Here is a 12,479-nt window from a genome sequence, read left to right on the forward strand (position 1 = left end):
CCCGATCGTCACTACCCGTGCACGATCACACTCATCGAAGGACTCTCCATGCGCAGCGCGCTCTTCGGGAACCTGAACGGTCAGCAGGTCCCCGGCAACTTCGTCCTGCAGAACTCCAAGATGCTCCGCGTCCACCTACCGCACGAGGTGATCGCCAGGCAGGGCTCGATGGTCGCCTTCCAGGGCCAGATGGACTTCGACTACGAAGGCTCCGGTGGAGTCGGCAGGCTGCTCAAGAAGATGGTGACCGGCGAGGGCGCGCCGCTGATGCGCGTCAGAGGGCAGGGCCTGCTGTTCCTGGCCGACGACGCCCACGACATCCACCTGTTCTACCTGGAGAACGAGGGCCTCACCGTCAACGGCCGCAACCTGCTGGCCTTCGATCCCCAGCTCACCTGGGACATCCAGCGGGTGCAGGGCGCGGGGATCGCCGCGGGCGGCCTGTTCAACATGACGATCAACGGCACCGGCTGGGTCGCGGTGACCGCGCACGGCACGCCGGTGCTCCTCGACACCTCCCAGATGCCGACGTTCGCCGACGGCCAGTCCGCGGTCTGCTGGAGCGCCCACCTGCAAGTGGGCGTCAACCGGACGATGAAGGCCGGCGCGCTGATCGGCCGTGGCAGCGGCGAGGCCATGCAGCTCGCCTTCCGGGGCCAGGGGTTCGTCCCCGTCCAGGCGAGCGAGGGCCCGCCGGTGGTGCAGGCCCATTAGAAGCCCGGGCTCTGCCGCAACCCGTGCTCCCGGGGTCGCAGCTCAGCCCAGCAGTCTCTTGAGGTCCTCCCGCAGGGCGGCGGCGTCGCGGAAGTGGACGGCGGCGAGCCCCGCCCGCTCGGCCGCCGCGACATTCTCCAGCCGGTCGTCCACGAAGACGAGGTCGCCGGGGGCCACCCCGAGCCAGGCCACGGTCTCGTGGAAGATCTCCGGCTCCGGCTTCACCAGGCCCATCCGGCCGCTGTAGAACCGCGGGCCGATGGGCCGCATGAACGGCAGCGCGTCGATGCTCTCGGCGATGCAGACCGGCATGTTGGACAGCAGCGCCATGGGCACCCCGATCCCGGCCAGCTCGTCGATGATCGCCACGGTCTCCTCGTTGGGCCGCGACCAGCTCGCCGCGTCGAGGGCGACGACCGCGTCCAGCTCGGCGCCGTCCATCGGCCTGCCGTACACGTGGGACCAGTACGCGGCCGGGTCGAGCGTGGCCCGGTCGAAGTCGAGCCGCAGCTCCCAGTAGCGGTCCTCGAACCCCGGATCACCTCCCGCCATGCGCGCGACGTCCTCGGGGGCCTGGGGAAGCGACACGACGTTGCCGTAGTCGAAAAGCACAGTCTTCATGGTCGTACGATCATAACCCGTGTTCGGAACTCAGGTCACGTAGGGCTTGAGGTACTCGTTGGCGCTCCCGCAGCGCAGGTAGTTGCGCACGGTGTGGAAGTCCAGCCAGTCGATGTCGCACGAGACGTCCCGATCGACGCCGTCGAAGCACGAGGCCAGCACGGCCGGGATCGCTGCGATGTCGTCCTTGTCGGCGATGTTGATCCAGCGGCGCACTCCCGGCGGGCGCGCCCCGCGGCCCCGCACCGGGACCGGCGCGAGCCGCTCGAAGACGACGTCGCGCATGCCGAGCGGGCTGCCCAGCGTCACGAGCAGTTCGACCGAGAGATCGGGATGCGCCCACAGGGCCTCGTACGTCACGACGCTGCCAAGGGAGTGGGCGACCACCACCCGGGGACGGCGCCTGCGGACGACGTCGGCCACCGCCTCACGGGCCCGCACGCGCGGGTCGCCGCCGCCCAGGTAGGCGGCCACCTCCGGGCAGAAGTCCTGGGCGAACCGCACCGCCTGCGGGCCCATCCTCGTCAGCAGCCACTCGGCCAAGCGGTGCGCGAGGCCGGTGAGCGACTCCCCCGCAACGTCGCGGAACGGACCGCCGAGCTGGACCGCCCAGTCGGCGAGGACCAGCTTGGCCGGCGTCTCCATCTGCCGCGGCGGCTTCTGCGGCCCGGTGTGCAGGTGGTGGGCGTAGTAGGCGATCTCGGCGAAGTAGTCGCCCGCGCCGTCCGTCCGGCCGGTGAGCCCCTGGTGCAGGTAGGCGTTCCACTTGGCCCGCATGGTCTCGGCGGCGCCGCCCGCCGACCCGCCGGCCTCCTCGTAGTAGTGGTACTTGCCGATGCCGTGGACGCCCACGATCGAGGTCATGCTCCCGCCCATCCCTGTCGCCTGGAATACGGGGGTCACTGTGCCCGACGGGTTGGACCGCGACAACCGCAAGCGGTGTTTACGGTGATAAATGAAGAGCGGCGGTGATATTCACCGGATAGGTTGGTCGTCCCGTCCATATGCCAAGGGAGAGAAGCGATGTCAGGCCCGTTGCACGTGCGCGGCTCGGTCGTCGTGCCCGAGGCGGAGCTCGCCTGGCGCTTCTCCCGCTCGTCCGGCCCGGGCGGCCAGGGCGTCAACACCACCGACAGCCGGGTGGAGCTGAGCTTCGACCTCGCGCGTACGACCGCCCTCGGCCCGGCGCTCAAGGCCCGCGCGCTCGAACGGCTCGCCGCCCGCCTGGTCGACGGCGTGATCACGCTGGCGGCCTCGGAATACCGCTCGCAGCTGCGCAACCGGGAGGCGGCCCGGGAGCGGCTCGCGGCCCTCCTCCGCGACGCGATCGCGCCGCCGCCCAGGCGGCGCCGTCCCACCAAGCCGTCCAAGGGCGCGGTCGAGCGCCGCCTGGCGGCCAAGAAACACCGCTCCGACCTCAAGCGCCTGCGCCGTACGGACGACTGAGCCGCGCCGCGCTGTCCCGCAGGTGCCCGATGCCCATGTCGAGCGCCGCCTCCAGATGGGTGAGCCGGCCGGTGGACAGGTGGAGCAGCACGCCGCCCTGGATCCCCGCGAGCAGCGCGGCCGCCGCCCGCCCGGGATCGATTCCCGGGTCGATCTCGCCCGCGGCCTGCATGTGCCGCACACCGGTGGCGATCTCCGCCTCCCACCGGAGCGTCAGCTCGTTCACCACCGCCTGGGCGCCCGGGGTGCTGTGGCCGACCTGCGACATCACCACGTTGAGCGGGCACTGCCGCCCCTGCTCGCGGTAGCGCTCCACAACGCGGTCACGCCAGGCCCACCAGGCCGCCCACGAGGTGAGCTCGCCGAGGTAGGGTTGCTGGTCGGCGAGCACCCGGTCGGCCTCGAAGCGGGCCACGGCCAGCAGCAGCTCCTCCTTGCCGCCCGGGAAGTAGTGGAACAGCTGGCTCTTGCTGGTGCGTGTCCGGGCGCGCACGTCGTCGAGAGTGGTGTCCATCACCCCGCGCTCGCGGATCGTCTCGGCCGCGCCCTCTACGATCCGCTGCCGCGTGGCGGCCCCCTTCGTGGTCAGCGCCCCCACCGCACCCTCCTTCTTTTGGACTTGCCGGTCCATTTTGCCGCAGGCAGCATGAACGCCGCACCGCGTCTCACAAGGAGATTCACATGATGGAACGCCTGCGGAACCGCACCGCCCTCGTCACCGGCGCCACCGACGGCATCGGAGCCGCCGTCGCCCGCGCGCTCGCCGCGGAGGGAGCCATGGTCGTGGTCCACGGCCGCGACCCGGCCCGGGGAGAGAAGGTGGTCGCCGCCATCGCCGAGGCCGGAGGACGGGCCGCCTTCGTCCGCGCCGACCTCGCGCACGCCCAGGCCGTACGCGACCTGGCCGCGGCCGCCCACGACCTGGCCGGCGGACCGCTCGACATCCTGGTCAACAACGCCGCCATGCTGATCACGCCGAGCCCGACCGCCGAGGTGGCCGAGGACCTCCTCGACGGGGCGCTGGCGGTCAACGTCAGGGCCGCCTTCCTGCTCACCGGCCTCGTCGCCCCGGCCATGGCCGCCCGCGGCCGCGGCGCGATCGTCAACATGGGCTCGATCAACGGCCTGTTCGGCACGGGCGGGTCGGCCCTCTACAGCATGACGAAAGCGGCGATCCACTCGCTGACCAAGTCGTGGGCCGACGAGTACGGACCCCACGGCGTGCGGGTCAACACCGTGGCGCCGGGTCCGACGTTCACCGAGAAGGTCGCCGCGATGGAGGAGTACCTGGCACCGATGATCTCCCGGCTGCCGTCCCGGCGGGCGAGCACGCCGGACGAGGTCGCCCGGGCGGTCGTGTTCCTCGCCGGCGACGACGCGTCGAACATCCACGGCGCGACGCTGAGCGTCGACGGCGGACGCGCCGCTATCTGAGCGGTCCCTGTCCCTAGGCGGACAGGCCGGCGCCGTCGAAGACGAAGGCGCCGCCGACGACCGTGGCGAGCACGGCGACGTCCTTGATCCGCTCGGGGGCCACCGTGAACAGGTCGTCGCCCAGGACTACGAAGTCGGCCAGCTTGCCGCGTGACAGCGTGCCCTTGTGCCGCTCCTCCCCCACGGCGTACGCCGAGCCGATCGTGTACGCGCGCAGCGCCTGCTCCACGGTGAGGGACTCGGCGGGGGTGAACGGCACGCCGCTCGCCGTACGGCGGTTGACCAGGTCATGGATGCCGAGCAACGGGGCGCCGTCGGCCACGGGGCAGTCGGAGCTGCCCGGGATCACGATGCCGGCCTCCAGGAACGACCTCTGCCGGTAGCAGCCGAGGGAGCGCTCGGCGCCGAGGGCGGCGAGCATTCCGTCGCCCAGCTCGGAGACGAACCGGCCCTGGGGCACCGGGATGACGCCGAGCCTGGCGATCCTCGCCACCTGGGCGTCGCTGGTCACCGCGCAGTGCTCGATGCGGTGGCGGGCGTCGGGCCGGGGATCGCGCGCCTGCGCCTCCTCATAGGCGTCGAGGACCACGTCGATCGCGTGGTCGCCGATGGCGTGGGTGGCGATCTGCCAGCCCGCGGCGTGCGCCCGCAGGATGAAGGCGCGCAGCGCCTCGGCGTCCTCCTGCAGCAGTCCCCGGTTGCCCGGCTCTCCCTCGTAGTCGCAGCACATAGCGGCGGTGCGGCCGATGAGCGAGCCGTCGGAGAACAGCTTCACCGGCCCGATCCGCAGCCGGTCGTCGCCGATGCCGGTGCGGAACCCGAGGTCGAGCCCGAACCAGCCGTCGCCGATGTCGTGCAGGTTGGGCGAGCCGGGCATCAGCGTGGCCCGCTGCGGCAGGACGCCCCGCCGCACCGCCTCCTGGAAGGCCGCGAGGTCCCAGGCGCCGTTGCCGGCCAGCCCGCGCCCCACGCCCGGCTCGGTGAAGCTGGTCAGGCCCTCGCTCGCCGCCACCCGGCCGGCCAGCGCGATTCCCTCGACGAAGTCCTCGAACGGCACGGGGCGCAGCACGGCGTCCGCCAGGCCCTGGGCCTGCTCCGCGAGCAGCCCGTCGGGCCGGCCGTCGGCGTCCCGCCCGACCGTGCCGCCGGCGACGTCCGGCACGTCCTCGACGCGTTCGAAGCCCATGCGGGCGAACGCCGCCGTGTTCGCGACGCCCATGTGGCCGGAGACGTGCTGGAGCCAGACGGGCCGGCCGCCGGCCGCCCGGTCGAGCGCCTCACGGCTCGGGTGCAGCCCGCCCAGCTTGTTCTGGTCGTAGCCCGCTCCCTTGACCCACGCGTCCGGCGGCAGGCCCGCGGCGCGCTCGGCGACCTTCGCGTACAGCTCGTCGAGCGTCCGCACCTGGCCGTCGCGCAGGTCCAGCTCGCGCAGCCGCTGGCCCCGCATGCTCAGGTGATGGTGGGCGTCGTTGAACCCCGGCACCACCGGCGCCCCGCCGAGGTCGACGACGACCTCGGCGGTGAGCCCGTCCAGGTCCTCGTCCAGCCCGGCGATCCGCCCGGCGAACACGCCGAGCCGGGTCGCGGCGGGCCGGTCGGGGTCCAGGGTGGTGAACCGGCCGTTGACGAACAGGACGTCCAGACGCATGTGCTTCGCTTCCCTTCGAGGTTGCCTCAGACGGCCGTGGTGACGGGCCCGGCCTTCGCCGCGACCGCGGCGCGGTGACGCAGGCCGGCGACGCACGCCATCGTCAGCAGGATGATCACGATGTACTGCGCCACGACGAGCCAGATCGATCCCGACCAGGTCAGCAGCGCCTGCGCGATGAGCGGGGTGGTGCCGCCGATCAGCGCGCCGCACAGCTGGTAGGACAGCGAGATGCCGGTGTAGCGCACCCTGGCCGGGAACGCCTCGGCGAGGAAGCCCGCCAGCGCCGCGTACGACGAGCCGCCGAACACGATGCTCAGGGCGAGGCCCAGCGTGGCCAGCGGCGCGGAACCGGTGCCGACCAGCAGGAACGTCACCGGCGTCATGACGATCAGCACGGTGAACGCCGCCAGCATGAACTTCGCGGCGCCCCAGCGCTGGCCGAGCACGGCCCCCACGGGCTGCGTGACGAACTGCACGACCGACACGACGAGCAGCACGTTCAGCATCGTGCCCTTCGCGATACCGAGGTCGGTGGTGGCCCACGACAGGATGAACGTGTTGGTGAAGTAGGCCGAGGCGATGCCGACGCCACTCGCCCCGATGCCGAGCAGCACCAGCGGCCACGCCGTGCGGAGGACCTCGGCGACGGGCAGCTTGGCGACCTCCCGCTGCTCGCGCATCCGCACGAACTCCGGCGACTCCTCGACCCGCAGCCGGATGACGAGGCCGATCACGAGCAGGACGGCGGAGGCGAGGAACGGGATGCGCCAGCCGTACGACCGGAACGCGTCGTCGGGCAGCAGGCTGACCAGCGCGAACATGCCGGTGGCGAGGATCGACCCCGCGGGTGAGCCCTGCTGGGCGAACGCGGCGTAGAAGATGCGCTTGGGCCCGGCGTGCTCGGCGGCGATCAGCACGGCGCCGCCCCACTCGCCGCCGACCGCGATGCCCTGCACCAGGCGGAGCGCGGCCAGCAGCGCGGGCGCGGCCATGCCGACGGACGCGTACGTGGGCAGCACGCCCACCAGGGTCGTCGCGCCGCCCATGAGGAGCAGCGTGGTGATGAGCGTGCCTTTGCGGCCGATGCGGTCGCCGAGGTGCCCGAAGACCACGCCGCCGAGCGGGCGGGCCAGGAACCCGACCCAGAACGTGGCGAAGGACGCCATGACGCCCGCCGTGGGGCTGGCCTCGGGGAAGAACAGCTTGCCGAACACCAGCGCCGAAGCGGTTCCGTAGATGTAGAAGTCGTACCACTCGATGGAGGTGCCGACGAAGGAGGCGATGCCCGCGCCGCGGGCCTTGCTCGTACTCAATTGCGTGTCACCAGGGGGACTAGGCGAAGTGATGCAGTCGGGACAGGGGCACCTCGGTGGCCGGGTCCACGTGGACCTCGGCCCCGTCCACCAGGACGGGGCCGGGCTCCCGGGACACCTCGACCCGCGGGGTCGCCGTGTTGCGGCACATGTCGGCCCTGGTCAGGCCGCGCGCGCGGCGGATGGCCGCGTAACGCAGGCCCGCGGGCAGCGCCTCACGGGCGTCCGCGGAGTCCAGCGCCTCGTGGGCGACGAAGATCCGCGACAGGCGGGCCGGCGCGTCGCCGAGCCCGCCGAAGTACGGGCGGTAGACCCTGGGCTGGGTCAGCCGGGTCGAGCCCGAGCCGCTGCCGGACACGCCCCAGGCGACGAAGCCGGCCTTGATGACGAGCTCGGGCTTGGTGCCGAACCACGCCGGGTTCCACAGCACGATGTCGGCCAGCCGCCCCGGCTGGAGGGTGCCGACCTCGTGCGCCATTCCGTGGGCCAGGGCGGGGTTCAGCGTGAGCTTGGCCAGGTAGCGCAGCACCCGTGCGTTGTCCGGCTGCGCGGCCCCCACGCGCAGCGCCTGCAGGTGGGCGAGCTGCCAGGTCCTGCGGATCGTCTCGGCGACCCGTCCCATGCCCATCGAGTCGGAGTTGACGATGCTGATGGCGCCGAGGTCGTGCAGCGCGTTCTCGGCCGCGATGGCGTGCGCCCTGATCCGGCTGCGGGTCACCTCGACGTCGCTGTCGATGTGGTGGTTCTGCCGGTGGACGGTCATCGTCATCGGGAACAGCTCGCCGACCGTGTTGGTGGTGTAGGGAATGGTCGGCGTCGTGGACGACGGCAGGATGTTCGGCTCGGAGAGGATCTGGAGCAGGTCGGGATGGCCGCCGCCGCCCTCCACGTGGTAGGCGTGGACCGTGCGGCCCCGGGTGGCGGCGACCGTGTCGGCCAGGTAGCCCGACTCGTTCATCGAGTCGGTGTGCAGCGCGACCGGCAGGTCCGCCTGCTCGGCGACCCCGAGGCAGGTGTCCACGATCCGGGGGGTCGCGCCGAAGTCCTCATGGATCTTGAAACCCCCGGCGCCGGCGAGCACGGCCTCCTCCAGGAGCCTGGGCGAGCTGGAGGAACCGCGGGCGAGGAAGGCGACGTTCATCGGGGTGCCCCGCCAGGCGCTCATCAGCGTGTGCAGGTTGTGCGCCGGGTTGCAGCCCACGTCCCAGACGCCGCCGAGGCCCATGCCCACGACGGTCGTCACTCCGGAGGCGAGCGCCGCCGGCGCGATCTCGGGCGAGGACAGGTGCACGTGCGAGTCGATGACGCCCGGTGTGGCGATGAGGCCCTCGCCGGTGACGATCGCCGTGTGGGAGTCGATCGCGAAATCCCCGTCGCCGGTGTTCACAGCGCCGACGCTGACGACCCGGCCGTCCTTGACGCCGATGGCCGTCTTGCGCACCCCGAGCACCGGGTCGAGCAGCACGACGTTGGTGACGACCAGGTCGAGCGCCGACTCCCGGTCGGCGCGCGGGGAGGCCAGCAGCCCGTCCCGCAGCGTCTTGCCGCATCCGCCGAGCAGCTCGTCGCCGTACGGCGTGTCGTCGTGCTCGACCTCGATCCACAGGCAGGTGTCGCCGAGCCGTACGCGGTCGCCCGTGGTCGGGCCGTAGATCCTCGCGTAGGTCTCCCTCGGGACGGTCGTCACGCCCTCACCACCTCCACGATCCGCTCTGCTCCCGGGGGGAAGGCGAGCGCCGTGCCCGCCGGGATGTCCAGGCGCATGCCCTCCGCCTGCGCCCGGTCGAAGGACAGGGCGGGGTTGACCTGGTCGAGCGGGAAGTGCGAGGAGACGTAGACGGTCTGCCCGCCCTCGTTGCGCACGGTGATCCGCCCCCGGTCGCGACCCGCGTTGAGGCACAGCTCGCCGTCGGCGACCTCCACCGCGCCGGGGCCGCGCCCGTCTCCCACGCCGAATGGGGTGTCGACGCAGACCAGGGCCGTGCCGTTGGGGAACAGCGCCTCGACCTGCACCTGCGGCACCAGGTCGGGCACGCCCTCCATCACGTCGTCCGCGGTGAGCAGCGACCGCGCCGCCGCCACGACCTCCTCCAGGGACGCGCCGTCCCAGGCGCGTTCGAGGATCTCGTCGCAGAGCAGGGCGATGGCCTCGGGGGCGTTGAGCCGCCGGCCCCGGGCCCGGCGCCGCCGCGCCAGTTCCGCGACCGTGAAGAGGGTGAGCCGCTCCTGCTCGCGAGGCGTCAGGTGCACAGTCCGCCCTCGCTTTCGTCTCCGCTCTATGGCCCGTCCTTGCGGGCGAGTCAACCGTAGGCGCAGGCCAGGGGCTTGCCCAACGGCATTCCGTCGCGGAAATCGGCGGCTAGATTGTGCAGATGAACATTCCCCCACCGGCCCCGGTGACCGAGCTCGCGCTGCGCTGCCTCGACGACATCGACGACATCGTCGACGAGTGGCTGGCCCAGGTCGAGCTCATCGATCCGTACGGGTCACCCGACCCGCCGGTCTCCCGGGACGAGCTGCGGGGCACGGCGCTGACCGGGCTGGACATGCTGCTGCGGCACATCGCCACGGGATCGGTCGCCCCCGGCATGGCCGGGCTGTCCGAGCGCGTCGGGGAGCGCAGGGCCGGCCAGGGGGTGCCGCTGGAGTCGCTGCTGGCCGCCGCGCGGCTCGACGCCCGGGTGCTCTGGCAGGCCATGAACGCGCGGGCGACGCCGGAGGCGCTGCCCGGCCTGATCACCGGGGCCCACCTGGTCTGGGAGGCGGTGGAGCAGCACGTGACCGGGCTGATGACGGGCTACCAGCGGGCGGTGCTGGAGATGGGGCGGCAGCGGGAGGACCAGCGCAGGGCCTGGTTCACCCGGCTCATGGACAACCAGGGCCGCAACCCCGACGTGGTGCGCGACGCCGGCCGGGTCCTCGGGTTCGACCCGGCGCAGCCGCTCCTCGCCGTGGTCGCCCACCCCACGGACGGGGCGGCGCTGCGCGCGGCGGCGGCGGGGATGGCCGCCGGCGGGGTGCACTGTTACCGGCACGAGTCGCCGACCGGCGACGTGCTGATCGTGCAGCCGCCGGCCCGGACCGCCGATCCGCCGCGCCCGGTCCTCGCCGCGCTCGCGGGGGTGCGCTGCGGCGTCTCCCCCGTCGTCGCCGGCCTGTCGCAGGCGCCCCGTGCCGTACGGCTGGCCTCGGCGGCCGCGGGGGCGTCGCGGGCCGGTGCGGGGCCGCGGCGGCTGGAGGACGCCTGGCTGGACGTCTTCGTGGCCGGCAGCAGGGAGCTGGCGGCCGAGCTCGCGCAGCAGGTGCTCGGCCCGCTGTCCGCCCTGGGCGGGGCGGAGGGCGAGCGGCTGCTGGAGACCGTGCGGACGCATCTGGCCGGCTCGGGCTCGGTCGCCGACACGGCCACGGCCCTCTACTGCCACCGCAACACCGTGCAGCACCGCTTCGCGCGCTTCCGGGAGCTCACCGGCCGGGACGTGCGCGTCCCCGAGGACGCCGCCGTCGTCGCCCTCGCGCTGCGCGCCGCCGACGCACTCTCCTAGACGCGCTGTCCTGGACGCGCTGTCCTAGAGCCTGCGGTCTTCCATCTCCCAGATGTGGTCGACGACGTGCCAGATGATGCGGCGGGCGGCGTACCGTACGGGCCAGCCGGCGCCGTCGGCGGGAAAGGCCTCCGCGGGCCGCTCGAGCACCCGCGCAATGTCCTCGCGCATGGCGGTCAGGCCGGCCTCGTCCTTGAAGGGCTTGTGCCGCACCCCGATCTTCCTGGCGTACGCGCGCTCGGCCTCCACGACGTGGGCGACCATCTTGTCCCTGTCCCTGCCGCCGCCCCTGGGGCCCTTGCGCAGTTCCTCGGGGGACGCCGCGGCCACCTCGGCGAACACCGCCCAGGCCGCCCGGGCGAGGGCGACGGCACGGGCGGCCTCCGGCGCGCCCACCGGCTCCCGGTCGAAGTCCGGAATGGCGGAGATCGCGCCGAAGTCCGTCGTGCTGTCGCCCTTCACCCGCCCGACGATCGCCGGGTCCCCCGGCGCGAACTCCAGCCCCGCCCGCTCGGCGATCACCCGGAAGCGCGAGGTGTAGTCCACCAGAGTGTCGAGCGCGGCCTCCTCCGTCCTGCCGATGCGGCACCAGCCGGGCCAGTCGATCGAGCAGGCGAAGACCTTCTTGGGGCCGATTTCCAGGTAGACGCGATGGTTCATGCCGGTCAGCATGGCACCCGTACCTGACAGGCCACGTCAGGTTCAGACCAGGTCGATGAGGTCGGCCACGGAGTTGACCACCTGGGTGGGCCGGAACGGATACCGGTCGATCTGGTCCTTCTGCGTGACACCGGTGAGCACCAGGATCGTGTGCAGGCCGGCCTCGATGCCGCAGACGACGTCGGTGTCCATGCGGTCGCCGATCATCGCGGTGGTCTCGCTGTGCGCGTCGATCCGGTTGAGCGCGCTGCGCATCATCATCGGGTTCGGCTTGCCGACGAAGTACGGCTCCACGCCGGTCGCCTTGGTGATCATCGCGGCCACCGCGCCGCAGGCCGGCAGCGAGCCCTCGGTCGAGGGGCCGATCGGGTCGGGGTTGGTCGCGATGAAGCGGGCGCCGTTGTCGATCAGCCGGATCGCCCGCGTGATCGACGTGAAGCTGTAGGTGCGGGTTTCGCCCAGCACCACGTAGTCGGGGTCGAGGTCGGTCAGCACGTAGCCGACCTCGTGCAGGGCCGTGGTCAGCCCCGCCTCGCCGATCACGTACGCCGAGCCCTCGGGCCGCTGGTCGGCGAGGAACTTGGCGGTGGCCAGCGCGGAGGTCCAGATCGCCTCGGGCGGCACCTCCAGCCCGGCCGCGCGCAACCGTACGGACAGGTCGCGGGGGGTGTAGATCGAGTTGTTCGTCAGGACGAGGAACCGCTTCCCCGACTCCTTCAGCCGCCTGATGAACTCGTCGGCACCCGGCACCGGCTGCCCCTCGTGGACCAGCACCCCGTCCATGTCGGACAGCCACGACTCGATGGGCTTTCGCTCGCTCATGTGTCCAAGCATGGCAGTTGACTTCCTCCCGGCCCTAATGGACCGGGATTCCCGCCCTCACGGGCTGGGCTTCCTGCTTCACCGCCGACCGCCGACCGCCGAAGGGAGGACCCTTGCGGACTCACGCCAGCTCCACAGGCAGACACCGCTCGACCAGCGGCCAAGATGTTCTTGGCGGCGTTGACGTCCCGGTACGTGCCGGGTGCCGCAGCCCGGGCACGTCCAGTGCCCGGCGGACAGGCTGAGCGCAGGAAGCAGGTGCCCGCACGCGGAGCA

Annotated in this window: 13 protein-coding genes; 4 read left to right on the forward strand and 9 right to left on the reverse strand. The window is 72.4% G+C overall.

Annotated features, from left to right (window positions below; genetic code table 11):
* Positions 1 to 48: 48 nt before the first annotated feature.
* On the forward strand, positions 49 to 714 hold the full coding sequence (locus Msi02_RS22635) for an AIM24 family protein (RefSeq protein WP_204050134.1): 666 nt from the start codon (positions 49 to 51) through the stop codon (positions 712 to 714).
* Between the two features lie 42 nt (positions 715 to 756).
* On the opposite strand, the gene Msi02_RS22640 is transcribed toward Msi02_RS22635, so the two are convergent.
* Together Msi02_RS22640 and Msi02_RS22645 are read right to left on the reverse strand one after the other, a co-directional pair.
* Positions 757 to 1,335 (reverse strand): HAD-IA family hydrolase, encoded by a 579-nt coding sequence (locus tag Msi02_RS22640; RefSeq protein WP_204050135.1) that lies wholly within the window; start codon positions 1,333 to 1,335, stop codon positions 757 to 759.
* Between the two features lie 30 nt (positions 1,336 to 1,365).
* The gene (locus Msi02_RS22645) at positions 1,366 to 2,199 is read right to left on the reverse strand and encodes a hypothetical protein (RefSeq protein WP_204050136.1); all 834 of its coding nucleotides are present in this window, start codon (positions 2,197 to 2,199) and stop codon (positions 1,366 to 1,368) included.
* A 159-nt stretch (positions 2,200 to 2,358) separates the two neighbouring features.
* On the opposite strand from Msi02_RS22645, the gene arfB reads away from it, so the two are divergent.
* A complete protein-coding gene (gene arfB / locus Msi02_RS22650; RefSeq protein ID WP_079319979.1) occupies positions 2,359 to 2,781 on the forward strand; it encodes an alternative ribosome rescue aminoacyl-tRNA hydrolase ArfB in 423 nt (140 codons plus the stop codon).
* Here the strand turns inward: arfB and Msi02_RS22655 are convergent.
* On the reverse strand, positions 2,753 to 3,379 hold the full coding sequence (locus Msi02_RS22655) for a TetR/AcrR family transcriptional regulator (RefSeq protein ID WP_204050137.1): 627 nt from the start codon (positions 3,377 to 3,379) through the stop codon (positions 2,753 to 2,755). The genes arfB and Msi02_RS22655 overlap by 29 nt on opposite strands.
* 83 nt (positions 3,380 to 3,462) lie before the next feature.
* Here Msi02_RS22655 and Msi02_RS22660 point away from each other — a divergent pair, with 83 nt between their 5' ends.
* Positions 3,463 to 4,215 (forward strand): SDR family NAD(P)-dependent oxidoreductase, encoded by a 753-nt coding sequence (locus Msi02_RS22660; protein ID WP_204050138.1) that lies wholly within the window; start codon positions 3,463 to 3,465, stop codon positions 4,213 to 4,215.
* Positions 4,216 to 4,228: 13 nt separating this feature from the next.
* Here the strand turns inward: Msi02_RS22660 and Msi02_RS22665 are convergent, their stop codons facing one another.
* From Msi02_RS22665 to Msi02_RS22680, 4 genes are read right to left on the reverse strand one after another with little or no spacing between them, the layout of a single operon-like run.
* Positions 4,229 to 5,863, reverse strand: coding sequence for an amidohydrolase (locus Msi02_RS22665; protein WP_204050139.1), 1,635 nt, complete (start codon positions 5,861 to 5,863; stop codon positions 4,229 to 4,231).
* Between the two features lie 26 nt (positions 5,864 to 5,889).
* Positions 5,890 to 7,179 carry an MFS transporter gene (locus tag Msi02_RS22670; protein ID WP_143737825.1) on the reverse strand — a complete coding sequence of 430 codons (1,290 nt, stop codon included), beginning with the start codon at positions 7,177 to 7,179 and terminating at the stop codon, positions 5,890 to 5,892.
* 19 nt (positions 7,180 to 7,198) lie between these two features.
* Positions 7,199 to 8,866: an urease subunit alpha gene (locus tag Msi02_RS22675; protein ID WP_204050140.1), complete on the reverse strand. Its 1,668-nt coding sequence runs from the start codon at positions 8,864 to 8,866 to the stop codon at positions 7,199 to 7,201.
* The gene (locus Msi02_RS22680) at positions 8,863 to 9,429 is read right to left on the reverse strand and encodes an urease subunit gamma (RefSeq protein WP_204050141.1); all 567 of its coding nucleotides are present in this window, start codon (positions 9,427 to 9,429) and stop codon (positions 8,863 to 8,865) included. The genes Msi02_RS22675 and Msi02_RS22680 overlap by 4 nt, the downstream gene beginning before the upstream one ends.
* A gap of 122 nt (positions 9,430 to 9,551) precedes the next feature.
* Here Msi02_RS22680 and Msi02_RS22685 point away from each other — a divergent pair, with 122 nt between their 5' ends.
* Entirely contained in the window at positions 9,552 to 10,721 is a 1,170-nt protein-coding gene (locus Msi02_RS22685) for a PucR family transcriptional regulator (protein ID WP_204050142.1), read from the forward strand.
* Between the two features lie 24 nt (positions 10,722 to 10,745).
* Here Msi02_RS22685 and Msi02_RS22690 read toward each other — a convergent pair whose 3' ends face one another.
* Positions 10,746 to 11,381, reverse strand: a complete 636-nt coding sequence (locus Msi02_RS22690; protein WP_204050143.1) for a hypothetical protein — start codon at positions 11,379 to 11,381, stop codon at positions 10,746 to 10,748.
* Positions 11,382 to 11,423: 42 nt separating this feature from the next.
* Positions 11,424 to 12,203 (reverse strand): HAD-IIA family hydrolase, encoded by a 780-nt coding sequence (locus Msi02_RS22695; protein ID WP_079319985.1) that lies wholly within the window; start codon positions 12,201 to 12,203, stop codon positions 11,424 to 11,426.
* Between the last annotated feature and the right edge of the window lie 276 nt (positions 12,204 to 12,479).

Origin of the sequence: Microbispora siamensis (assembly GCF_016863095.1) — a bacterium.
Taxonomy (GTDB): Bacteria; Actinomycetota; Actinomycetes; order Streptosporangiales; family Streptosporangiaceae; genus Microbispora; species Microbispora siamensis.

Bases quoted from the DNA above. Each gene is read 5' to 3' on its own strand.
- Msi02_RS22635 (WP_204050134.1), top strand. From the start codon at position 49: ATGCGCAGCGCGCTCTTCGGGAACCTGAACGGTCAGCAGGTCCCCGGC.
- Msi02_RS22640 (WP_204050135.1), bottom strand. From the start codon at position 1,335: ATGAAGACTGTGCTTTTCGACTACGGCAACGTCGTGTCGCTTCCCCAG.
- Msi02_RS22645 (WP_204050136.1), bottom strand. From the start codon at position 2,199: ATGACCTCGATCGTGGGCGTCCACGGCATCGGCAAGTACCACTACTAC.
- arfB (WP_079319979.1), top strand. From the start codon at position 2,359: ATGTCAGGCCCGTTGCACGTGCGCGGCTCGGTCGTCGTGCCCGAGGCG.
- Msi02_RS22660 (WP_204050138.1), top strand. From the start codon at position 3,463: ATGATGGAACGCCTGCGGAACCGCACCGCCCTCGTCACCGGCGCCACC.
- Msi02_RS22665 (WP_204050139.1), bottom strand. From the start codon at position 5,863: ATGCGTCTGGACGTCCTGTTCGTCAACGGCCGGTTCACCACCCTGGAC.
- Msi02_RS22685 (WP_204050142.1), top strand. From the start codon at position 9,552: ATGAACATTCCCCCACCGGCCCCGGTGACCGAGCTCGCGCTGCGCTGC.
- Msi02_RS22690 (WP_204050143.1), bottom strand. From the start codon at position 11,381: ATGAACCATCGCGTCTACCTGGAAATCGGCCCCAAGAAGGTCTTCGCC.
- Msi02_RS22695 (WP_079319985.1), bottom strand. From the start codon at position 12,203: ATGAGCGAGCGAAAGCCCATCGAGTCGTGGCTGTCCGACATGGACGGG.